The sequence below is a fragment of the Bacillus multifaciens genome, from assembly GCF_030756675.1.
In the GTDB taxonomy this organism is placed as follows: Bacteria; Bacillota; Bacilli; order Bacillales; family Bacillaceae_G; genus Bacillus_A; species Bacillus_A multifaciens.
The window spans coordinates 52,115-76,110 of sequence record NZ_JAVBXD010000019.1 but is presented as its reverse complement, the minus strand read 5'-3'; the positions used below and the strand labels follow the sequence as shown (position 1 = coordinate 76,110).

The following is a 23,996-nucleotide window of genomic DNA, read 5'->3' as shown; positions in this document are numbered from 1 at the left end:
TGGGGGCTTCAAAAGTCAAAAGACTTTTTCTTTTATTGCTCATTCATCCACAAGCCTAGCGGCTCATGTCCAAAGCCTTGAATTCGCGGCGTCCCTACCGCTAATAAAATCGATACAAACTACGCGATTATACTTTGTTCGTGCAGAATACGAATGCCATAATATTTTAGATTACGACCCGCATTGTAATCTCTATCGATTTTCGTGCCACAATTATCGCACATATAGATTCTTTCAGATATTTTTAACTTATCTTTTTTGTGATTACACTCACTGCATAATTTACTCGATGCAAAATACTTATCCGCAACGATGTAATATTTGCCTTTTTTCTTAGATTTGTACTGTAACATCATTCGAAACATACCAAATCCATTATCATGCAGCTTTTTTCCTAAACTCAAACATTGCGCAAGGTTACTTAAGTTCAAATCTTCTACAACAATGGCATGATAATCATTGGTTATCTGATTACTTTTCTTGTGTAGAAAATCTTTTCTTTGGTTTTTTGCTTTTGTTGTTACTTTTTGATATTCTTTCACTTGCTTTTCATAATTTTTACTATATACGATATTTCCTGTTTCATCTGTTTTTGCATTGTTCTTTTTGCGAGCTAAGGATTTATTTATTCTTCGTTGCCTTTTTTCTATGATTTTGTTATATCGACTGTACTGAGCTGTCCGTCCTTCGCTGTCTACATACAATTCGCTTTGACTGTAATCTAGTCCAATTACTTCGTCAGCAGTCACGAATTCCACTTGTTTTTCATTTGGACAAAAATAATCAACAGAAAGAGAAACAACATATTTTGTTCCTTCTCGCTTAATTGTTGCTTTTTTAATGATTCCATCAATCGGTAATTCTCGATGTAGATGAATAGAAATACCTTCTTGAAACTTTGGAATACATAAAAAATAAGCGCCATTTTCTTGTGTGATTTTTATGTTTCCGTTGGTTTGATTCGTAGTATAGCTTAATTTCCCCTGTTTTTTACTATGGAATTTAGGCATACCTTTTATGTCTTTCAACGTAGGAACATAACCAATTGTTTTCATCTTTTTACGAACCGACTTTTTATATTGAATAGGTTGTTTCGCATAGGTTTCATTATATTTTTTAATAGCTGCCTGGAATCTCATTTTTGCGTCATTATAAACGAAAGAATCATTACTTTTATCTAAGTAATCATATTTGGCCGTGATCGTTGTATAATTTGGAACTTTATAACGAATAAACCCACTTTCAAAACCGATAGATTCTAAATATTCATACAAATCTGAGACATATTCGTTATACACTTTTCGTTCACATCCAAACGATTTTTCTAATTTCGTTACTTGTTCAGGTGTGGGAAAAATAGCGTATCGAAATGCATAGGTAGACCATCCATCCGGTAACGACTTTTTTGTTCCTTTTATATGTACACCCTCTTTTGTGATTGCCATATACATTCTCCTTTCTTTCGTATTTTCATATTTATTATATCGCATAGTCTCAAAAGTACATACAACGAACAAATGTAGGCTATCGCCTACCGAAATTTCATCCCCCACCTACTCGCTGAGCTACGCTCTTCTCGCTCCTTGAGGAAGGGGACTTCTTTTCGGGAAATATGTTAAAACGGGGCAAGAATATTTTTTGAAATCTAAATTTTATTACAGAATCATATCAGATCTTTCGGACTCCCAATTTAGAAGAATCTATTTCCTTGCAAAATTTTTCTCTACTTGATGAGTATGTACTCTCATCATAATTTCTCCTTCTGAAACCAAACCTCTAGCAATTCGGCCTCTCTTTCTCTTGATATACCTGCTTTTCGTTCTGTATCCTGCCTCGATTTCTCCCATAGATACACATCACAAATAGTATCTTCAATAGGTCTAAAAGAAAGACCAGCGTTAATAGCTTTTTCTATACTGATGAAAAAACTACCTTTCCATGGTTCTGTCTCTCCTTCTAATGGAAAATTTTCAGGAATCCATAAAGGCAGCTCCGTCCATGGCTTTACTTTATTTTCAATTAAAAATTGTTCTTCTGCCCATACAAATTCAGCATCGCTATTTGTTACTGCCTTACAAGTATTTAATAGTTCTTCTATCGTCAATTCATTATTCGGCCCTGTTACATTAAACTTGCCTACTTTTCAATGCTTCTTCTACTAAAGCTCTTCCTAAAAAACGAGTCCCTCCCAATATAAGGACCTTCATAAAATCCCCCCATTCATTTTCATAACCTATAAAATTAGTATTCACTTTATATAACGATTTTCCTACTGAAAAAGTTACGGGGATGATAGGAAAATTAATGTCAGGGAATTATAACCTTAGATCCCATTCTAAAGGAGCTATTTTAAAATGAAAATAATACAAATTACCTTACTCTCATTAGGAATTTTAAATTCTTCTTCAATACATATATTCGCTAATGAGAATCAAAAAGAAGACCTAATGAATATTATTAAGGAGTTTAAACCGTCAAACTCGCTACTTGTAAGTCCTGAAAATCCTTTCTCTACACAGCCGATTCAATTCTACGACTTCAATCAGGATGGGCAGAAAGAAATGATTGTTACTTTTCAAACAAAAGCAAAAGAACAACCTTCTCAGTTTGGAGTAATGGTTTTGAAGAAAGAAAATAATTATTGGCAAAAAATTTGGGAGACAAAAACGCAAGGCGTGGGTTTGGAGTTTTCGGGTCTAGCTGATATTACTGGTGATGATATAAAAGAGTATTTATTTGGTGTTACAATTGGTGCTGCTGCAGGAAATACACTTGAAATTTTCCAGTGGAATGATAACTTATTCAAAAAGATTGCTGATGTTCCTTATCATAAGATGGATATTCTGAATGGAAACAAAAAGATAGGTTTAGCCATTTGGCAGTGGTATCTTGCTGATAGCTATCTTGTAGATACATTAAAATGGAATGGTAAAAAGTTGGCTTTTGATGAAGAATTATATACTCAATACTACCCTACCGTTGAAAAATTCTATAACGATAAAATACGAGAAATGGACGCCTGGTTTTATTGGTATTGTCTTGCAGATGCTCAAATAAAAGCAAATTTATTAGAAGAAGCTTCTAACTCCATTCACAAAGGGCTTTCATTAGCAAAGCAATTATCGATGACAGATGTCGTTCAAAATTTTAACAAATTAAATAGTAAGCTTGGAGAAAAGAAAAAACACCTTTCAAACTAACAACAGTAAATGTTTTGTTTAACTAGGACAATTTACTGTTTTTCTTTATAAGAAACACTTCTTCAACTTTAATCGTAACACAGGATTCATTGCCCATTTCGAGTAAAGCTGAAACATTTCCTCTCCCCCACTATATATGAGCTTTAAATGTAAGTCCTACTCCTATATCAAAATACAATGCAAAATCAATGAGTGAAAAATAGTAATTCCAAGTGTAATTCGCAACAATAATATTATCTTTTAATTCACAGAAAATTCAGCCTTTTATTTATCAATTTTAAAAATAAAGAGCCTCACTTCTCATCGTTATATCTGTGGTAATATTTAGGTAAAAAAGGGCGGAGAAAGTATGAATATAGAAGTTGTAACAAAAGAAGTAATCACGAAGTTACTCAATGATTGGTATCAATCGTTATTAAGACAACAATTTACGGAAGCAAAACTATTAAAAGAAGAAATTGAATCAAAAATCATCCATGTCGATGAAGATCCAAAAATATTGTTTTATTATTCGTTATTAGATTTTCGCTATCAAGTATTAGCTGATAGTTTAAGTATTACAAGCAATAGTTTTGATAAAATTGATGCTTTGCCTATTCCTGATGATACACTTTTAACATACTATTATCATTTATTCAAAGGCATTCATTTAATGTATATTTCAAATTATAATGAGTCAAAGACTCATTTTGAAAAAGCAAAAAAATTACTAAAGCATGTACCAAATGCATTAGAACATGCTGAATTCAATTATCGATTTGCTTATCTTTCGTATCAATCTTATCAAACATTATTAGCAGTTGACCTTATCCGTCTTGCAAAAGAAGAGTATGAAAAACACGTTGGTTACGAAATTTGTAGCGCATTGTGTGATAATATCTTTGCTATGTGTTGTATTGATTTAAAACAATTTGAACAAGCAGAAGAACACTTCACAACAGCATTAGATGTTTTTAAAAAATATAACATTAACCGATTTACATTGATGGTTCGAAATAATTTAGGATTGATGTATGCAAGTCAAAATTTATCAGAACTAGCAATTCGTCATTTATCAGAAGTAACAAAACAATCTCCAAACCATTTCCGCGCATTGTACTTGGAAGCAGATGAAAATTTAAAATTAAATCACACAAATATTGCTGAATCACTTATAGAAAAAGGATTACATATCTGTAATCAGTTAAAAAATCATGAATACCAATATCGTTTCATGATTTTAAAAGAAATGAATACGAATACAAATGCATTAGAAAAAGCAGTTCTAGCAGGAATTTCATACTTTGAAAACGAAGAATTATTTGATTGTATTGAAGAATATACTGAGCGTTTAGCAGACAAATTCTATCATGAAAACAATCATGAAAAAGCAAGTAAATATTATCACATAAGTAAAGAAGCAAGACTAAAACAAATAATTAAAGGGGCGTTAAAATAATGAAAAAGATTGTATTAACAGCAATAGGATTTGCGTTTACGTTATCTATTTTAAGTTCAAATCACTTTAGTGCAAGCGCACTAAACAAAGGAGACGGCGGAGCACCTGCAAGACCTGATTTGGCATATGGAGATTATCCTATTAGTTATGCACATGATGATGGCGGTGGAATAAGTCAACAAGAAACACATGCAGATCATTTTTAATGAAAACAAAAGAGGCTCCCACGGGCCTCTTTTACTTTATAGATTATTTGATTCAATATCTTTATTTTTACAAAATATACAATAGATGTGTATTTTAATTGATTATTCTTCATCTTCAACGTTACGTAAGCTATTAAGTAGTTGGAGGTTTATGTCCTACTATATCACCTATACTTAGTCTTATTCTTTTTGGACTATTTTCACCTTCATAGTTGTAAGTTACTTCTTTAAAAATTTACGTTGTGTATCACCGTCTGCAAATGTAAATCAGTCTCTTGTTCTTCCCTATTATTCACCCCTCTAGTGAAGAATCCTCTTTTCATAGAAATTTGAACTTCAATTTACTTACTCTGCTCAATAATCAGAATTAAGCTAAACAATATTTCATTTTATCATCTCAACAAACTTCTGAAGAGCACCCGAAAAAAGTACATCTTTCCTCATAATAAAATAAGTTGGTACTTTAGAATATTTCTCAGGGAGAGCAGTCAAAGATAAAGACTGCTTATGGCCTTCCAAAATTGATTTGACCATAATTGCAATGCCCATTCCGGCCTTTACACAACCAATAATCGCTTCAATCGTACCGAATTCTAATACACGCTTTGGATAAATGCCCTCTTCTTCTAACCATTTTCCCACCATATTCCGATAGTGACAACCATCCCCAAAGGCTAACATAGTTACTTTATCAAGCTCCTGCAAAGTATGAAAAGGTTGATGACTAATAACCGTTAGTTCTTCCTCACAGAACAAAATGGAAGTTAAATCTGGATGATGAACATCTTCAACAATGAATGCTCCTTCTAATTTACGGTCGAGAACATGTTGGATTAGCTCAGTACTTGTGTGGGTTTCTAGCACCATTTCAACCTCAGGATAATTTTCACAATACCTTTTCAGAAGTGGAGGTAACCGGACTGCAGCTGTAGAGTTGGTAGATCCAATCTTCAGCGTGCCAAGAGGAGTAGAATGATTATTTTGTACCAATCTGATTGATTGCTCAGTTAAGTCTAATATTTGCCTAGCATATGTTAACAAAATCTCACCATTAGAATTTAAAGTAACGCCCTTTCCATTACGGTAAAATAAAGGAACTCCTAACTGATCCTCTAAATGTTTAATTTTCATCGTTACATTTGATTGAACATAGTTTAGTGATTTTGCAGCTCTCGATATACTTCCTTCTTCAGCTACCTTTATAAATACAGTCAAATCTTTAATATCCACATAACCCACCTCTTAAGATATCATTTTTTTTGATATCTTTTATCTTTATTATTCATTTTACTTGATACCTCTATATTCATACAATAAGAGCAAGAGGAGGGTATGTTAAAATGCAGACTAAAAATGATTCCACTAGCTCTTACAAATGGGTTATTTTATTGATCGCAACTATTTCACAAACATTTGCTACGTTTGTAACGTACGGGATTGGCCCTTTAGCTTCTTTATGGCAGCAAGTGCACCACCTATCTCAATTTCAAACAGGATTACTTGTATCAGTTGTGAATATCGGACCGATCTTCTCGATGTTGTTGTTTGGAAATTTAATGGATCGATATGGCGAAAGGTGGATTGTAGGTGGAGGTTCTATCTTACTTGGAGGAAGTATGTTGTTTGCCTATCCAGTCACCAATTACACATATCTAGTTGTTATTTTACTTTTTGTAGGAGTCTGGTATGGAACAGCACAACCTGGGGGCAGTAAAGCAATTGTAAAGTGGTTTCCTCTTCAGCGTAGAGGACTTGCCATGGGCATTCGTCAAACTGGCATTCCAATTGGAGGCGCTTTAGCTTCTAGTACGCTTCCTTTCTTTTTTTATGAATACGGGTTACCTTCTGTCATCCTTGTGCAAGCGATTGCACCTATTTGTGGCGGTTTATTGTTCATCCTATTTTACCGTGATGAGCATTCCCCTATTCAAAAAGCCGAAACAGTTCCCTTCCTTACAAAATTAAAGAAGGTACAAAAAAATACTTCTCTCTATCCTATCTTTCTAATTGGAATCTCAATGATGTCCTTACAAATGGTGCTCGTTGCCCATTTAATGAGTTATCTTACAAATGTAGTTCATACGAGTCTTCACCATGCTGGAACTTTTTTAAGTGTAGTATTGCTGGGTGGAATGATTGGGAGAATTCTTTTAGCCTGGGCTAGTGATACTATATGTAAAGGAAATCGTGTCGTCCCCTTACAGATAACTATTGGTATCACTATCTTATTGCTCCTATGTACGAGCTTTATCATATCTTATATGACTTTTTGGTTACTCTTAATCTTCTGCTTCTTTCTTGGTTTCTTTGCAATCGGGTGGTTTAGTTTATTTATCATTTTAGTATCAGAAAAATCAGATTCGCAATTTATCGGTTTAACCGTAAGTTTTGCTTTAACATTAAATCAATTTGCTATTGTACTTGCACCTGCGCTATTTGGTATTCTTGTTGACTATCTGCATAGTTATACTATTCCGCTTAGCATCTTAGCTCTTCTCATTGCTTTGAGCGGAATCTGGTTAACCATTACCGAATATCGTAACAAACAATTACGTATTCAAAATTTTTTATCAGTTTAACAAATTTTGAAGATAATTTATCATTCGAAACTAACAATTAGTACATTTAAAAATGAACTGTACCCTAAAGTTTACACTCTTTTAGTGTCCGCAATTCGGGGTACAGTTCAAATATTTAGATTTTTTGTCTTTTTAATTATAATATATATTCCAAGAATTCGTCTAAAGATGAAAATATTATTTCAGGTTCCCAATCACCAGCACCGTGCATTGCAGTCATTACAGGGTATTTTTTATTGTCTATGTCTATAAAAATTGGATCCCCTAAATCCTCATCATACCCAATAACATACCAGGTTTCTTTCCAATCGCCTTCATTTTTCCCTGTTAAAGAATTCCCCTCTTTATCTACACTATACCCTAACTGAGCTTCTTCAAATTCTTCTCTTGAAAAAAGGTGAATTGATATAGTTTCCATTTCAGGTTCATCTACTTCAACCTCAACATCATGACTTTCTAGTTGTTCTAGCTTACTAAAAATTAACTCTAAATCATTATTCAACACAATAAATCCCTCCGCTATATGAATTCATTTTGATTTTCCGACATATAGATTGCTGCTATGCAGAAAAAAAGGAGCTTCCACTCGCTTTCTCCCTTTGTTTTCACTTCGCATGTGGTAGGAAAAGGCACTGACCGCTTCTATGCATGGCCAGATGCTCTCGCCCACCTAAAAAAAGATGGTTTTATGTCGGTTTTTTAATTCGTATTTATATAGAATGATCGTTATTATTTTAGGTAGATTATATCATTTATTTCTAAAATTCTTGTATGAAACCCTTAATCTTATATGAAATTAGCCGAAACTTAGAAAAAGAAAATGTTCCTCGTGTTAGAATAAATATCAAAAAGATTATAGAAAATGAAGACAAAATATTTTTATAATCTATAAAATAAATCCTATTCGAAGGTTGGTCAAAATGAAAAAGAAAGATTTTTTAGTGATAGATGGTACGGTTCAAATTCACGGAAGCAGCATCTATGAATACGTTGATTTTATTAATACACATAACTATACAAGTGTCTACATTAACGATCTTAAATATAAACTGACACACGTTAATTTTCTCAAACACTGTCCTCAAATAGAGAAATTATCTATTGGAAGCTCCTATATTACGGATTATTCAGAACTATACAGATTAAAAAACTTAAAATCTTTATCACTAGATAAACTAGAGGTACCTCTAAATTTGGCGGAACTAGAGAGTTTTACAAACTTAGAAACCCTTTATATCCAATGGAACAAGAACATTACAGGATTCGAATACTGTCCTAACTTGAGAAAACTGTTAATTGGGAAATACAAACCAAAACAAAAAAATCTTGAAGACCTGACATCTTTAACAAACCTTGAAGTATTAACAATTACACATGGGAATATTAATTCACTAAAGGGATGCGGTGCATTTCCTAAACTAACTAAGCTAGAAGTCAATTATTTAAGAAATCTAGAATATATTGATGAAATTGAAAAAAATTCAACAACCTTAAAGCGGATTGAATTTGACAAATGCAGTAAGATAAAAAATCACAGTTATGTTGCTTGTTTAACAAAGTTAGAAACTCTTATCTTTTCTAGTTGTGGAGACATACAAAATTTGCAATTTGTTAAGGAACTTTTAAAATTAAAACACTTAAGTTTTGTTGATTCAAATATTGTAGATGGAAATCTAGAACCTTGCATCGGAATTGATTTTGTGGGATTCAATAACAAAAGACACTATAGTCATACATTTGAAAAACTGAACCCAGAATACGCCAATAATCTTCCCTGTTTTTAAATAAAAATTTATGAAAAGTCTAGGTCATCCTATTAATTATTCTAAAATAGAAGCAAGAACAAATTTTAGATACATTTGAAGAAATTTATTTATGGCAGAACGAAAGTGGCTTCGTAAGCATATTATATTCTTTCAATCTAAAGAAAAAATGTAGTTTTGAACATGAAAAAAGAACACATATTATAACTGTTTAATATGTGTTCTAGATATATTCTCTTTTGTTTTATAATTATATAGCACCTACATATCATTCGATAATAAGATGATACTATCTATACAAAAAAATCATTTTAAAATCCCTATTCCCATAATTCGCATCATCTCTTTAGTTGTAAGAATAGTAGCAAACTCCTCATGCAAGGTAGCCAGTGAAATAGCATGAATTTCTTCTGCATTATAGTAAATATCATTTGGTCCTTTCATTCCAAATGCAGCTGTAGCATCTGAAATAAGGTATGTATCAAATCCTAAATTACCGCTCATTCTAGTTGTGGTTGAGACGCAATGAGGTGTAGTTAATCCAACTATCACAACCTTTTCAATACCATTTGCACGTAAATATTCTTCTAAGTTTGTCCCTATAAATGCGCTATTTACCTTCTTCTGAATAACGACTTCACCCTCAATTGGCTTTACACTATCTTTAAATTCAGAACCTTCATTACTATGGTGCATTATAGAATGAATATTATCTGATAGATGTTGAATATGAATAACTGGATATTTCTTTTTTCTCCACATTTTTAATAAACTTTCAATATTTTGTTCCGCTTCTAAATTATTTCGTTTACCCCATTTTTCATGATTAAATGCTTTTTGAACATCAATAATTACTAATGCTGCATTATCTAATTTATATAACATGTATTTCCCCTCCCATTATATGCAATTTTTAAATTCAACTTCCTGTACTAGTAAATGCACTTAGCCCATATTTCCAAAAACGATAAGCAATGAAACATAGTATGATAGCAACGAGTGGTGTACATAAAGAAACCCATTTATACCCCTTATCGAAGAAATAGGCCGCTGGATAAAAGGATGTAAAACTATAAGGAATAATAAACGTTAAAATAAATGCGATAACTTTATTATAAATCGTAATCGGATAACGTGAAAAATCACTTAAATTGAATACCGCTGATACAATAGGCAGGCTATCTGTCATCCAAAAAGAAAACGTAATAAAAAATAAATTTAATGCAACAAAGATAAGACCACTGGATATGATCATAATGATGAGTATCAGTACATTTCCCAGTGTAATAGCAATATCAAGATTACTAATGGAATAATAAAGAACAACTCCCCCTATTATTAGTTGCCCTATTCCATCTTGTTGAACACGCTCTGCTATAATTTGGAACAGCGGGTTGATAGGACGAATAAGCAAACGGTCTAAATTTCCTGTCCGAATATATTGCCATCCAATTGTCCATAAATTATCAAAGAAAATATGATGGATTGCCCTTCCTGCAAAAGCAATTCCGTAGATTAAAAGAATTTGATAAAAATTCCATCCTTTTAAAGTTTCAATATGATCGAATACTACTTTTATAAAAAAGATAGCGGCAAATTGTTGAATGAAGACTGAAGAAATTCCTATTAGAAAGTCTACTTTATATTCCATCATTACTTTTAAGTGTTGCTTAAAATAGACTATGTATAAAAATGAATATCGTTTAAGAGTTTGCAACAATGCACTCACCCCCCAAATATTGTGATTTTTCGAATTGCTAACGCCCATAAGAATCTTACAAATACTGTAATAATAATTAACCATATGAATTGTGTCGCAATTGCCATATAAGCCTGCGTGCCTGATATTGAACCTGTATAAATAGAAACAGGTATATAGACCATAGATTGAAAAGGTAAAAACATACTAATTTCTTGAAACCATTGTGGATAAAGCGATAACGGGACAAGTGCCCCGGAACAAAATTGAATTACAGACTCTCGCAAAAGTCGAAGTCCCCATATATTAACAGTCCAAAAAGCTAATATACCAATAATAAGATCTAATTGAGTTCCAATTAAAATACCTAAAACTACACTTACCATAAATAATAGAAAAGACTCTAACGATTGCGGTAGTTGAATCCCTACAAACCAGATGGCAAAAAGCAGCATAGGAAACGTTGTGCGCATAGAGTTAGAAATTTTTTGTCCTATATCCATTGCTACAAGTTTATCTAACAAATGATAGGGCTTCATCAGTTCCATTGCAATGTCACCTTGTTTAATCATTCTCGCTAAGTTGGACCCCACTCCAGATACGTATTGTTCCAATAACAAAGCAATTACCATATACGTAAGCATATTCGTGAGTGAAAGTGCTCCAACAGTCTCTTTATTCTCATATACAGCATTCCAAAAATAATATAACGTACATAATTTAACAATAATCGCAAACGTACCTGCCCAATACCATGCTGCATATGAAGTATCTAACTTTATCTGCACTTTAAGCATTTCCCAATATTTTCTCAAGGGACTCCTCACCTCCGTGCTGATAAAGATCTTTAATAATCGTCTCCAATTTCGGATTTGAAATCGTTAAGTCTAGTATCTTATTATGCCTTGCCAGCTCTGACAGCACAAATTCCGATGAAACATTCTTTGTATGAAAACTTAGCTCTACGTGAGATGTATTTTCTGTTTCACTCTTCTGAATCACGATATCATTTTGTAATGATACGGGAATCTCAAACATTGTGTGCTCTTCTAATTCTAAAGATAGGATGCGGTTATAAGAGAAGTGATCTTTAAGTTCTTGTAAGTCGCCGTCATAAATAATAGTCCCTTTATCAATAATAATAATCCGCTCACAAAGCTCTTCTATATCCTGCATATCATGTGTCGTTAATACAACTGTTGCATTTAGTTTCTTATTCATTTCTTTAATAAAACTACGTATTTTCGCCTTTACATCAATATCTAGACCAATTGTAGGTTCATCTAGGAACACAACAGAAGGTTGATGAAGAAAAGCAGCAGCCAACTCACAACGCATTTTTTGTCCGAGTGATAGCTGGCGAACAGGTAATGGCATTAAATCCCCAAGATCCAGTACATCTTCAAATAAATGCAACATTTCCTGATATTTTGTTTCTGGAATCTCATAAACATGTTTTAATAGTTCAAAAGACTCTCGTACCGGTATATCCCAAGCAAGTTGTGTTCGTTGGCCAAAAACAGCTCCAATATTTTTCGCATTTTCCTGTCTATTTTTGTATGGAATAATTCCATTCACCTTAATTTCACCAGTATCTGGCGTTAAAATTCCACAAAGCATTTTAATAGTAGTTGACTTACCAGCCCCGTTGAATCCGATATATCCAATCATCTCCCCTTTTTCAACAGAAAAAGAAATCGGTTTTACTGCTTGCTTATCATAATATTTACGTTTTACTAAAGCTTTTATTGCCCCCATTAAACCTGGCTTCCGCTCTAAAATCTTATAACTCTTCGTAACATTCTTTACTTCAATCATTTATAAATCCCCTACTTCCCCTTTTCCGAATATTAGCCGTCATACTACTATAAGTATTATAGTAATCAAATAAATTCCATCATTCTTTTTACACCTACCTCTCATAAAATATAGAAAAATTGTAGATTACAAGCTAAAATCTCCAAACTTACGAAAACGTTTGCATAAATAGAAACTAGTATAATTTTACAGGAGCATTTAAATATTATCAACAGATTTAACTCTATCCGTCATACTAATAATTCCAGTTTAAATTCTATTCAGAATCATGAGTCTTCTCATGCTAAAGTGAAACTAACCATTAGTAGAGGTTTTTCTTCTTCCTCCTTTGATGGAAAGCCCGTCCAATCGGGCTTTTGCGGGATAAATGTTGTCTGTTAACAAGTACATATGTTTCATGGAAGAAATAAACATATTTATGCTCACCTATTTTCTCCTTTTCGCATAAAATTTAATCACACACCATATTTTTAAACCAGACTAAAAAAGTTGCTCTAGGTAAATTTTTAAAGCGTAATGCCGTTTTTTGACTAAAGAAAAGACAAACCGTATTTTAGGTTTTAAAAATAAAAAATATTATATTATCTTTCTTTTCACTTTAAATAAACCAAATTAAACGGGAGAGGATATGTTATGGATGAATTAGAAACAGGCAAAGGACAAAGTGCCGTTGCTGTGTCAAACCAGGAAGGCTGGCGTCAACAGAACAGCGATCCTAGTTTACGTGAAGTGTACAAAAGTATGAAGGTACCAAAGAAAGGAAATTCCCTTCGAAAGCTCCTAGCATTTATGGGACCGGGTTATCTCGTTGCAGTTGGATACATGGATCCCGGAAACTGGGCTACATCGTTAGCCGGAGGGTCTGCTTATAACTATACGTTACTCTCTGTCATTTTGATTTCTAACTTTATGGCTATTATTTTGCAGGCACTATCTGCAAAGTTAGGGATTGTAACAGGAAGAGACTTAGCACAAGCATGCCGTGATCATTTCAGTAAACCTGTGTCATTTGTTTTATGGATATTATGTGAATTAGCTATTGCAGCTTGTGATTTAGCGGAAGTAATAGGTGCCGCTATTGCATTAAATCTTTTATTTCATGTTCCTCTTGTATGGGGAGTATGTATTACTTCATTTGATATCTTATTAATACTTTTATTGCAAAATAAAGGATTTCGTTATATTGAAGTGATTGTTATTAGTTTAATTGCAACAATTTCTGTTTGTTTTTGTGTCGAACTTTTTATGTCACATCCACAGTTAAATGAGATTGCAAAGGGTTTCATTCCAAGTAAAGAGATAATTCAAAATCCTCAAATGCTATTTATCGCACTTGGAATTTTAGGAGCTACGGTTATGCCGCATAATTTATATTTACATTCTTCTATCGTGCAAACGAGAAATTATGAAGATACACCTAAAGGAAAGCGAGAAGCGATTAAGTTTTCAACGATTGACTCTACTATCGCATTAATGTTGGCTTTATTTGTTAATGCATCAATTTTAATATTAGCTGCGTCTGCTTTTTATCAAACAGGGCATACCGAAGTGGCCGAAATTCAAGATGCTTATCAATTGTTAAATCCGATTCTTGGAAGTGGGGTTGCGAGCATATTATTTGCTGTTGCTTTATTAGCCTCAGGACAAAATTCTACGCTAACAGGTACGTTAGCTGGGCAAATTGTAATGGAAGGTTTTTTAAATATTCGTTTACGCCCATGGATTCGTCGCTTAATTACGCGTTTAATCGCAATTATACCTGCGGTCATTATAACGCTAATATATGGAGAAAAAGGAACCACGGATCTTTTAGTATTAAGCCAAGTTATCCTATCTCTTCAACTTTCCTTTGCAGTTATTCCACTTGTTATGTTTACTAGCGACAAAAAGAAAATGGGTGAATTTACAAACTCACTTTGGACCAAAGTGATCGCTTGGTTTATTGCAATTGTTATCGCTATTTTAAATGCATATCTACTTTTCACTACATTTTCAGGATAAAAGACTCTAAATATACCTCTATTAATTTAGGCATAGAAAAAACTCCTGTTTAACCAGGAGTTTTTCTACTTTTCTTCTTTTTAAAAGTTTTATTTCAACTTTTTATATAAATCCATTTTGAATTTTCGTAGTCTCTTTTTTGTGTCCTTTAATTTGATTCCAGATTTTTTGTACCATTGTACAAACCTCCTCATTTATAGAGGAAGTCATCTTTCCAAAATTCAAATAAAGCGGTAACTATTTTTACAAAGTAATCCGCTTCGAATATTCAGTTGTATGACTGCCTCTGATGTCGTTTCTATATCCGACTCTCCTATGCTAGGATTACTCATAAAATAGTTCCACCTCACTTTTTTTTAAATCCTTTCTTATTATATGTTAACCTCTCTCTTTTGACTATGTGATTATTGAAAACTATAATTTAATTTTCTTACATTGCACATAAAGAAAATACATTTAAATAATGATTTACAAATATACCTTAAAAATATGAGGAAATAAAAAAGCAGACACTTTTCTAAAAAAGGTCTGCTTTTTCATTAAGTTTCGATCTTTCTTCTCTTTGATTATATAGAAAAGAAATCCGTTATGGTCTAAGTCCATCTAAAGAAGTAGTAACATTTATATCAACCGCTCCTTCTACTCCATTTACATTCCCGCTTTCTGTATATTGCCAAGCATTAAATCCGTTCCAATCACTTAATGTAGTTGGAGTAGTAGAGTTATATCTAGAAATCCAAAGAGGTACATCACCAAGTCCAGATATATTAAAACCATTTACATACCAAGGCCCTGTATAAAGCATAACGCGTTTTCCTGTTGTCTGCTGCACATAATCAATAAAAGTACGTGCCCATTTTGTCACATACGGCCCTGTTATATTACCTGTCGGACTAGATGGTGATTCCAGATCAAGGACAGGCATTAAATCCGTATGATATCGATTCAATACATCCACAAAATGTTTCGCTTCCACAATTGGGTCATTTGATTCTGGACGAGCAAAGTGATATGCTCCAACTAATAGACCTGCTGCAGATGCATTTTGTACATATTGTGCGTAGGTTGGATCTGTATATGAAGCACCTTCAGTTGCTTTCATATAAGCAGCATTAATACCAGACTGCTTTACTTGATTCCAATCTATATTTCCTTCCCAGTGTGAAACGTCAATAAATGTATACGCAGGTTTCAGTGTTGTTGTTACTTTACTATCTTCTGCACCTTGCATATATTCTACTTCGATCCAGTGAACATCCTTCAATCCATTTGCTGCATTTGGGTTATCTTGAATATTCATTCTTAATACTTTTTCATTGTAACCATGATACCCCCATGCATCTACAACCTTTTTACCATCTACATATACACGAATTCCATCATCCGCTCCTGTATACAGAAGGTACTGACCAGCTTTCAAGCGCTTAGCTGTAACATAGCGCGCTGAGAAATGGGTTCCTGATACACCTGTTGCCGGTGAGCGTTCAAATCCATTATCCTCTTGCAAGCCACCATTTTCTGCTTGTGAAAGAGTCTTAGCTGCAACTGGATATCCAGAAAGAGATTCATTCGGATAGTAATAGGCAAGCCAACTACCAAATGGTACTAGATCTGAGAATACAGCTGCTTGTCCACCATCTTGATAATATTGCGTATGAATACTGTGAGAACCTGCTGCTACGTTTGGTAATAAAGCACGATTCGTTTCACCGGCAGCTAACGACCAACGATTAATAACTAAATTATTATCAACCGAAACCTTTACGCCATCATCTGCAAACGACTGAACAAAATAATCTCCTCCAGACAGTTGCTTATTCTGAACAAAATCACCTTGGAACTGTTGAGAAGGAAAACCAGCAGGAGCTCCATATCCCCAGTTATAATGAACTTCACCGTTTGGATCGAGCTGAGTATAGGCGGTTTGCGAAGATAGTATATTCGCATCAACCCAGCCTAAAATACGATCGCCTTGCTTAATTTTATTCCAAGTGGTAGAACCTTTTGTTGCACTTTGTACAACTTGTATCATTTGAAATTTGTAATCATTTGTAGGCGCTACGAATTTCGCTCCATATTCTCCATACGGTAAGCTCCATATACCATCACCATTTGTCGACGGCTTAATAACTGCCGACCGATTCTCATCTTTAATATTAGTTAAATCTGTAAGGGACTTTCCAGCATCAAGCCATCCTATTATCTTACCGTTCTTTGCTACTTGATTCCAATTAACGTTTCCAATTGTTGCAGTTTTTATAACTTGAAGTGTTTGATAAGCATAATCATTTGTACTTTGTACATATTGTGCACCAGCAATGCCGTACGGTACTGTCCATATGCCATTGCCATTCGTACTTCCGATAACAACCGAAAAGTTTGCCGGCTTTACTACACCTGCGTTGTCTAATGCATTACTGCTAATCCAGCCAATAGCTTGGCCATTTAGACTAAACTTATACCATTGTGTACCTTGATATGTAGCACTCTCGATTAACTGCAAATCTCGTAAAGCATATTGATTGGTCGATCCTAAATAGTTTGCACCTGGAAGGCCATACGGCATGCTCCATATACCATTGTCATTTGTCGCCCCCATAACAGCCGCCTGATTTATGGCTTGTATATTTGTTAAGCCACTTAACGCACGACCATCGAGCCATCCAATGACTTGATTATTCATGCTAAATTGATACCATGTGACATTTCCAATCGTTAATTTCTGAAGCAACTTTATGTCTTTTCCTACATAATTATTAGTGGAACCGACATAGCTCGCACCATTTACACCATATGGACTAGACCAAACCCCATTCCCTGCTGTATAGACGATTAACTGATTCTGATTAACATTCGTTGCAGCATTTAAGACTTTACTGTCAAGGTATCCTCCATCTTTTCCATTTACCTGTACATGATACCAAAGTACATTTCCAACCTGCACACTACCAACAACATGAACCATCATACCATTATATTTAGTAACGTCTCCAAGGTAACTAGCACCTTGTAAGCCATATGGTACTGACCATATGCCATTACCATTCATGTTAGCTTTCATCAAGCCATCGAAATTTACCGCTTGTTCATTTGTAACTGTACTAGCTGCTAAAGCAGTGTTCGTATTTCCAACGATTACTGTCTGGGCACCACAAACCGTAATTGCGGTACATACAGATAGCCAAAACTTTTTCACTTCTAGACACCCTCTCCTTAAATTGTAATAATCTTGTAGCTGGAAGAGGTCTATTTTCATGTAATCTTTTAATATATATTTTAATAAATAAGATCCCTAACATTCATGTCCCTCTCTACTACCCTTACATATTACTATTTTTATAGAATTTTTCATATAGTTTTTTCGACAAATTTCCCGTATTTTTTTAGAATACATAACATTCAATAACCTTTTTATGGAAGTGTTTGTTTATATTCAATAAAAATAAACGACGCCTTCTAGCATATAACAATTTGCTATTCTGATATAATTTTCGATTCTTTTTTGTTTATATTTTTAAAATAGTATCATTTTTCTATTTTCATATATTATGTACTTGCACTTTCTTTAGGGAATATTTATTAATGAATTTTATCCCGCTATTTATAGATTGTAGCCCTCAATACTTTTAGAAGACTACTACTAAAAATCTCTAAAATCACTAATAAATTCGCTAATAAAGAAATCTATCACATTATATATCGCGACATCATTATATTCAATAATAATATAAATTATAACTTAAGTAGATTCAAAATGAGTACATGAAACCAAGTATTACAATCATTCTCTCCTCCCCTTATATAACATTCGAATCAACTAATCCTTTTGTGGGGGTAGTTTTTTAAAGTTCATTCAATAAATTCGGAAAAACTTTGAAATATATCACAAAAATATCTATATAATACATTCCTTATGTATCTCTTCGCTTCTTTCTATCCTGTTGTACTCACGTTAAATAGAGTAGAAAATAAATTTGACTACCTCTATAAACATTTTCATTATTTTATTACTTGAATAACAAAAATAATTAGATTATAATCTAATTAGATAAAAATCAAAGTAGGTGATTTCTAAATGCAATTAAACAAAATTGTTGAATTTCATAAAGCGTTAGGTGATCTTACACGTGTTCGCATTATTGCCTTGCTCCAGCAAGGTCATTTGAGCGGACAAGAGATTGCTGGAAAGTTAGGACTTAAACCCCCAACAATTACCCACCATATGACAAAACTCCGAGAGGTTGGACTTATAAAAGAACGCCGTGATAAAAATACGATTTATTTTTCTCTTAATACAAAAATATTAGAGACGAGCGCTAAAGCTATTTTTACTGTAGGTACAGGAGGCGATTCAAATATGGAAATGTCGGTTACTGAAAAAGAACGGTCAGCTATTATCAATAATTTCTTCACAAAAGATGGAAAACTAAAAACCTATCCTGCACAGCGAAAGAAAAAGCTTGTCATACTTGCACATATGGTTAAAGGATTAGAATTCGGAAAAGTTTACCCGGAAAAGGAAATCAATGAATATTTAAAGCAATTTTATGAAGATTACGCAACATTAAGACGCGAACTCATTATGTGCCAATATATGTACCGAGAAAATAATCAATATGAATTAAACCCCATTGAGTTATGGTGGTTAAAATAAAGTGAAACTTCCCTCATCGGAAGCTTACTGCCTGTTAATACGGGATAAAGGGCGTTACTTGGCGCCCTTATTTTTTTAACCAACTAATTAGATGATTATAAAATTAGATACTTATAAAACGAGGAGAATATCTATGAATATTTCATTTGTAAATGAAGAAAAACAATATCGGAAGTTATTTCTAGCTGGCGTTGTGAATGGTATTGGGGATCGTTTTAGTTCCGTAGCTGTGCTAGCGATGCTACTACATGTAACCGGTTCAGGGTTTGGCTTAATATTAAGCTTTTCTGTTGCAAATCGACTACGAAAAAATTTACTTGTTACAGGTTTAGTATGTTTATTGCTCGAGGGGATATTTCAACTGTTATTAAGTCAAACACATTTAGTAGTTTTTGCATTGCTTATGTTTTGCGGGGTCGCATTTATGTCCGGGATTGGTAACGCTTGCTTTGATACCATTCTTATGAAGGAAATTCCTGAAAAACACCAAGGAACTATGTTTGGAATATCGGCAATGATTACAAATACTGTATTAGGAATATCTATGTTTATTTCTGGAGCGGTGCTACACTACCTTACACCACGTGCTTTAGGTGTAATTGGGGGAATTGCCTATATTCTTATTGCCATTTCTCTAATTGTAATTATTTCAACGAAAACATGTCGAAAAAGAGGTACCAATTAAGAGGTACCTCTTTTCTTATGAAGACTTTCTCCTATGTCTTCAATTAACTAAAACTATTACAAGTTATAACTAGGTTCCTCCTTTTCTGTACTTACCTTAGTCATGCTTATGCTTATGTTTATCTTTTTTACCTTTATCTTTTTTATCTTTATCTCCACTATGATCTGTGTCTTCATTTCTATTGGCTTTACTGTTGTCCTGTTCCAGATTTTGAGCTTCTGGTAAAACAGCTGCGGATGGAGCCGCCACTGGTGGAACACTGTCAGGACTAATCCCATTAATGTACAGTTCATTATTCATTTGGTATACGCTGCTCGGCTGTTGGAACCTAGATGTGTCTGTTCCAAACTCTTGAAACATTGCTTTAAAAATAAGGTGTGAGATTTTTGTTGTATCTCCAAGCATATAATTGCCTGGACCATTCTTCGCATAGCCAGTCCAAACAACCATCATGTATTGTGGTGTATAACCGGCAAACCAACTATCATTGGTCGCTTTAGATGGATAGTCGAACTCACTGAGTGTCTTTTCGTCAAAGTTTGTTGTTCCCGTTTTTCCTGCAATATCAAGACCTTGTGCATTAGCTGCTGTACCTGTTCCGTTAGAGGCATTCACTACACCACGAAGCATATCGGTAATCATATAAGCCGTATAGTCATGCATAACACGTTTACCCTTCGACTTAAAGCTTGTTTCTTTGCCGTCTGGGAAAACAACTTTTGTAACAAAATGCGGTTTTGTATACACACCATCGTTTGCAAAGGTACCATATGCTCCTGCCATCTCAATAGGAGACACAAGGTTACTTCCAATTGCGTAAGACTCATAAACCTGATTATTGGGAAACGGAATCCCAAGTGATTGCGCAAACTCTTTTGCTTTATTCAAACCAACTTTTTGTAATGTTTTCAAAGCTGGAATATTACGTGACTCTACTAGAGCATTTCGCATAGACATAGGACCTTTATAATCCGTATATGCGTTTCGAATAGGTTTTCCATTTGAGTAATGATACGGTTCGTCCACAAGTTGGTGGTACGTTGACCATTTTAAATTTTCAATCGCCGGGCCATAATCAAAGATTGGTTTAAATGTCGAACCTGGCTGGCGGTTTATATCAATAGCAAAATTATTTCCTCGGAATGTTGCTTTGTATTCATTACGGCCACTTCCAATCGCACGTACTTCACCCGTTTTCGAATCCATAAATGTGAAAGCTGCTTGGAAACGGTCATTCGGGTAACTCACAATATCTTGCGTATTCATAATTTTATCGGCATACTGCTGCGCTTTCGGGTCGAGTGTCATATAAATTTGAAGACCATCCGTACCGATATTGACATCTTTTAACTCGTCTTCAACTTCTTTTGTTGCAGCATCTAAAAACGCTTCATAAGGCATACCTTCTTGATTGGTTTTTGGAACAATTCCTTTCGTTACCGGAACTTTCATCGCATCCTGCATTTGCTGCTTCGTGATATAACCTTGTCTCTGCATAGAAGTTAAGACAAGGTTACGGCGCTTTGTCGCTGCTTCTTCGTTTTCAGGTTTGGACGGATCGTAGTTATTTGGACTTTGCGGTAGTCCTGCCAACATAGCAGCCTGCGGAAGTGTCAATTTTTTCAAATCATTCGCTTCGATACCGTAATAATTTTTGACTGCAGTAGCAACGCCATAAGAGCGGTTTCCAAGGTTAATTTTATTCAAATATATTGTCAAAATATCGTGTTTAGAGTATTTTCCTTCCAATTTATATGCCAAGTACCACTCCTGTATTTTTCTTTCTACTGTTTTTTTAGGAGACAAAAATGAGTTTTTAATAACTTGTTGTGTAATGGTACTTCCGCCCTGAGAACCGAAGTTCCCAGTCAAATTTTCGAGAATTGCTTTGCCGGTTCGTTTTATGTCTATACCATGGTGTTCATAAAAATGAGAGTCTTCTGTTGCAATAAATGCCTCTTCCAACACTTTTGGAACTTGATCATATGTGATTTTTGTTCGTTTTTCCTTTCCATATTCATAAATGAACTTTCCGTCTTTATCATAAAATTTCGTGGATAGCGGATCCACCAATTTTGAGGCCTCTATTTTGGGAGCATCTTTAATAATGTAAAAGAAAATAGCAACTCCTACTACTACTAAACTGAGGCCAATCAGCAAACAAGCAAGTAAGATTTTTTTCAACATTGATCCTTTTTCAGAGGACTTTCCACTTCCGTTTTGTTTTTTCTTTGTTTGTTTTCGTTCTTCACGAGAACGATACATTTCTGACATTTTGTTCTCCCCTACGTTTGTTTAGTTTACTTACTACCTACTAAATTATGAATATTATATTTGGCCTAGCACTTTCTCCTCTATAACACGTACATAACGTACTAAACAGGAATGTATAATTGAATCTCCCTCATCACTTTTTGCAACAAAGAACTTGTCACTTTCCACCTTTTTTAAGACTTCTTGTACAACCTCTTCCTTTTTAACACCTAATCCTTTTATTATTTTTTCTTTTTTAATATCATTATCCAAAGTGTAGCAAACAGTAAATTCCTTCAAATTGAATCTCCCTTTCTAGTACATTTTCCATTGTTTTTAATAAAAGTGAGCTTCTATTTTTACAGACCCGTATAGGTGTAAAGTTTATATACTATATGAATCCATTTTGATTTTCCGACATATAGATTGCGGCTATGCAGAAAAAAAGGAGCTTCCACTTGCTTTCTCTCTTTGTTTAAACTTCGCATGTGGTAGGAAAAGGCCCTGACCGCTTTATGCATGGCCAGATGCTCTCGCCCACCTAAAAAAGATGGTTTTATGTCGTTTTTTAATTTGGATTTATATACATACGCACTTAATTATCGCTCCATTTAGCTTTTCATAGACCTCACATAAGAAATAAACTCTCTTATCGCTTCTTTCCATCTATACTTATTTCGTAAGGAGCCTTATTTTTTAGGGGGTCATAAGAGTTTTTTCAGAAAAAACTCTTATAAAACCCCAAATAATATAGTTTATCTCCTAGATAAAAAGACGCTGGATATATATTGAGGCTGCCAAAAAAAGCACCTACTTTTAGTGAATAACCAAGATTTTATCTGTATATAGAAAATGAAAAGCAGATAATCACCTAATATAGTAGGCAGTTATCTGCTTTTTTCTTTTAATAGACTTTTTCAGTGTCCTCTATATATGAAAAAACTTTACAAACAAATGGGAAGGGAGCATGTTCTTCAATAAAACAAGCTCTTTGTTCCATACTTAGACATAACATGTAAAAAGCAAATCCCACTACTATGAAGGAGCAAGATGAATGATTATGATAAACCCTCACTTTAACAATACCAGGCAGTTCGGTGCTGCTATCACATATAGTGCTGGCCAACAAACACTTCATGCCATTCACCACGTGATGGCAACAGACCCTTTCTTTTTCCATATCGTACATCATTACGTTGTACCTCATCATATGATACCTCATGTCACTTATCCAACTGACATTTCAACAATTCCATTTGGTTCCACATACTATTTCTAAGATTAGCCTTTTACTTTCCTTTTCTTTATATAAATGAAACATCGCATACAATACTCCATTAGCGGAGCTTCATCCTAACTTAAAATTATATTTTTTATGCTCAATACTTTGCTATTAATGATGGTTTTACATCTACAAAGGTCTCTCATAGAAAAATCATTTCGTTTAGCTAACCACTTTACAAAAATACCCGTAAAGGTTAACCTTTACGGGTATTTTAATTATAGTTCTATACTTAAATATATGCTGTGTATAGTACTTATATTGAAAGTCTTTTTATATTACTTATCGATATGACAAGGCGGTGTTGATGTTGATTTTGTCTCCTTTGTTTTATTGTGGTCTATATACAGATATACACCAAGCATTAATAAAACACTCGCTACTGTGTATGTAAAGGTTTTCTTTTTCATACCATTCT

19 protein-coding genes and 3 pseudogenes are annotated in these 23,996 nt (G+C 33.9%); 9 read left to right on the top strand and 13 right to left on the bottom strand.

The window, feature by feature from the left end:
• Positions 1-119 precede the first annotated feature (119 nt).
• Positions 120-1,445, bottom strand: coding sequence for an RNA-guided endonuclease InsQ/TnpB family protein (locus Q9306_RS13670; RefSeq protein ID WP_306199269.1), 1,326 nt, complete (start codon positions 1,443-1,445; stop codon positions 120-122).
• Positions 1,446-1,747: 302 nt separating this feature from the next.
• Positions 1,748-2,143: pseudogene (locus tag Q9306_RS13665) on the bottom strand (NAD-dependent dehydratase); the annotation flags it as partial.
• Positions 2,144-2,354: 211 nt separating this feature from the next.
• On the opposite strand from Q9306_RS13665, the gene Q9306_RS13660 reads away from it, so the two are divergent.
• From Q9306_RS13660 to Q9306_RS13650, 3 genes are all read left to right on the top strand, one after another.
• Positions 2,355-3,200: a hypothetical protein gene (locus Q9306_RS13660; RefSeq protein ID WP_306199267.1), complete on the top strand. Its 846-nt coding sequence runs from the start codon at positions 2,355-2,357 to the stop codon at positions 3,198-3,200.
• Positions 3,201-3,549: 349 nt separating this feature from the next.
• Positions 3,550-4,638 (top strand): Rap family tetratricopeptide repeat protein, encoded by a 1,089-nt coding sequence (locus Q9306_RS13655; protein WP_020060524.1) that lies wholly within the window; start codon positions 3,550-3,552, stop codon positions 4,636-4,638.
• Positions 4,638-4,844 (top strand): hypothetical protein, encoded by a 207-nt coding sequence (locus Q9306_RS13650; protein ID WP_306199265.1) that lies wholly within the window; start codon positions 4,638-4,640, stop codon positions 4,842-4,844. Before Q9306_RS13655 ends, Q9306_RS13650 begins: the two co-directional genes overlap by 1 nt.
• Positions 4,845-5,228: 384 nt before the next feature.
• Here Q9306_RS13650 and Q9306_RS13645 read toward each other — a convergent pair whose 3' ends face one another.
• Entirely contained in the window at positions 5,229-6,074 is an 846-nt protein-coding gene (locus Q9306_RS13645) for a LysR family transcriptional regulator (RefSeq protein ID WP_306199263.1), read from the bottom strand.
• Positions 6,075-6,184: 110 nt separating this feature from the next.
• On the opposite strand from Q9306_RS13645, the gene Q9306_RS13640 reads away from it, so the two are divergent.
• Positions 6,185-7,423 carry an MFS transporter gene (locus Q9306_RS13640; protein WP_306199260.1) on the top strand — a complete coding sequence of 413 codons (1,239 nt, stop codon included), beginning with the start codon at positions 6,185-6,187 and terminating at the stop codon, positions 7,421-7,423.
• A 136-nt stretch (positions 7,424-7,559) separates the two neighbouring features.
• Here the strand turns inward: Q9306_RS13640 and Q9306_RS13635 are convergent, their stop codons facing one another.
• The gene (locus Q9306_RS13635; RefSeq protein WP_306199258.1) at positions 7,560-7,928 is read right to left on the bottom strand and encodes a hypothetical protein; all 369 of its coding nucleotides are present in this window, start codon (positions 7,926-7,928) and stop codon (positions 7,560-7,562) included.
• Positions 7,929-8,343: 415 nt separating this feature from the next.
• Here Q9306_RS13635 and Q9306_RS13630 point away from each other — a divergent pair, with 415 nt between their 5' ends.
• Positions 8,344-9,207: a leucine-rich repeat domain-containing protein gene (locus tag Q9306_RS13630; protein ID WP_306199256.1), complete on the top strand. Its 864-nt coding sequence runs from the start codon at positions 8,344-8,346 to the stop codon at positions 9,205-9,207.
• A 285-nt stretch (positions 9,208-9,492) separates the two neighbouring features.
• Here the strand turns inward: Q9306_RS13630 and Q9306_RS13625 are convergent, their stop codons facing one another.
• The 4 genes from Q9306_RS13625 to Q9306_RS13610 are packed head-to-tail and all read right to left on the bottom strand — an operon-like array spanning position 9,493 to position 12,703.
• Positions 9,493-10,071, bottom strand: coding sequence for a cysteine hydrolase family protein (locus tag Q9306_RS13625; RefSeq protein WP_306199254.1), 579 nt, complete (start codon positions 10,069-10,071; stop codon positions 9,493-9,495).
• A gap of 34 nt (positions 10,072-10,105) precedes the next feature.
• The gene (locus Q9306_RS13620; RefSeq protein ID WP_306199252.1) at positions 10,106-10,906 is read right to left on the bottom strand and encodes an ABC transporter permease; all 801 of its coding nucleotides are present in this window, start codon (positions 10,904-10,906) and stop codon (positions 10,106-10,108) included.
• A 5-nt stretch (positions 10,907-10,911) separates the two neighbouring features.
• Entirely contained in the window at positions 10,912-11,700 is a 789-nt protein-coding gene (locus tag Q9306_RS13615; RefSeq protein WP_306199249.1) for an ABC transporter permease, read from the bottom strand.
• Positions 11,675-12,703: an ABC transporter ATP-binding protein gene (locus Q9306_RS13610; RefSeq protein ID WP_306199246.1), complete on the bottom strand. Its 1,029-nt coding sequence runs from the start codon at positions 12,701-12,703 to the stop codon at positions 11,675-11,677. The genes Q9306_RS13615 and Q9306_RS13610 overlap by 26 nt, the downstream gene beginning before the upstream one ends.
• A 633-nt stretch (positions 12,704-13,336) precedes the next feature.
• Here Q9306_RS13610 and Q9306_RS13605 point away from each other — a divergent pair.
• Complete coding sequence (locus Q9306_RS13605) at positions 13,337-14,704, top strand: Nramp family divalent metal transporter (RefSeq protein ID WP_306199244.1); 1,368 nt, start codon at positions 13,337-13,339, stop codon at positions 14,702-14,704.
• Positions 14,705-15,296: 592 nt separating this feature from the next.
• Here Q9306_RS13605 and Q9306_RS24650 read toward each other — a convergent pair.
• Together Q9306_RS24650 and Q9306_RS24645 are read right to left on the bottom strand one after the other, a co-directional pair.
• Positions 15,297-16,364 (bottom strand): annotated as a pseudogene (locus Q9306_RS24650) (GH25 family lysozyme); the annotation flags it as partial.
• Between the two features lie 282 nt (positions 16,365-16,646).
• Positions 16,647-17,960, bottom strand: a pseudogene (locus Q9306_RS24645) (GW domain-containing glycosaminoglycan-binding protein); the annotation flags it as partial.
• Positions 17,961-18,779: 819 nt separating this feature from the next.
• Between Q9306_RS24645 and Q9306_RS13590 the strand changes: the two are divergent.
• The gene (locus Q9306_RS13590; RefSeq protein WP_306199242.1) at positions 18,780-19,358 is read left to right on the top strand and encodes a DUF2087 domain-containing protein; all 579 of its coding nucleotides are present in this window, start codon (positions 18,780-18,782) and stop codon (positions 19,356-19,358) included.
• 133 nt (positions 19,359-19,491) lie between these two features.
• A complete protein-coding gene (locus Q9306_RS13585) occupies positions 19,492-20,043 on the top strand; it encodes an MFS transporter (protein ID WP_306199240.1) in 552 nt (183 codons plus the stop codon).
• Between the two features lie 96 nt (positions 20,044-20,139).
• On the opposite strand, the gene Q9306_RS13580 is transcribed toward Q9306_RS13585, so the two are convergent.
• Positions 20,140-22,317, bottom strand: coding sequence for a transglycosylase domain-containing protein (locus Q9306_RS13580; RefSeq protein WP_306199238.1), 2,178 nt, complete (start codon positions 22,315-22,317; stop codon positions 20,140-20,142).
• 54 nt (positions 22,318-22,371) lie between these two features.
• Positions 22,372-22,596, bottom strand: a complete 225-nt coding sequence (locus Q9306_RS13575; RefSeq protein WP_306199236.1) for a hypothetical protein — start codon at positions 22,594-22,596, stop codon at positions 22,372-22,374.
• Positions 22,597-23,350: 754 nt separating this feature from the next.
• Here Q9306_RS13575 and Q9306_RS13570 point away from each other — a divergent pair.
• Complete coding sequence (locus Q9306_RS13570; RefSeq protein WP_306199234.1) at positions 23,351-23,575, top strand: hypothetical protein; 225 nt, start codon at positions 23,351-23,353, stop codon at positions 23,573-23,575.
• 281 nt (positions 23,576-23,856) lie between these two features.
• Here Q9306_RS13570 and Q9306_RS13565 read toward each other — a convergent pair whose 3' ends face one another.
• The gene (locus Q9306_RS13565) at positions 23,857-23,988 is read right to left on the bottom strand and encodes a hypothetical protein (protein ID WP_306199232.1); all 132 of its coding nucleotides are present in this window, start codon (positions 23,986-23,988) and stop codon (positions 23,857-23,859) included.
• Positions 23,989-23,996 lie beyond the last annotated feature (8 nt).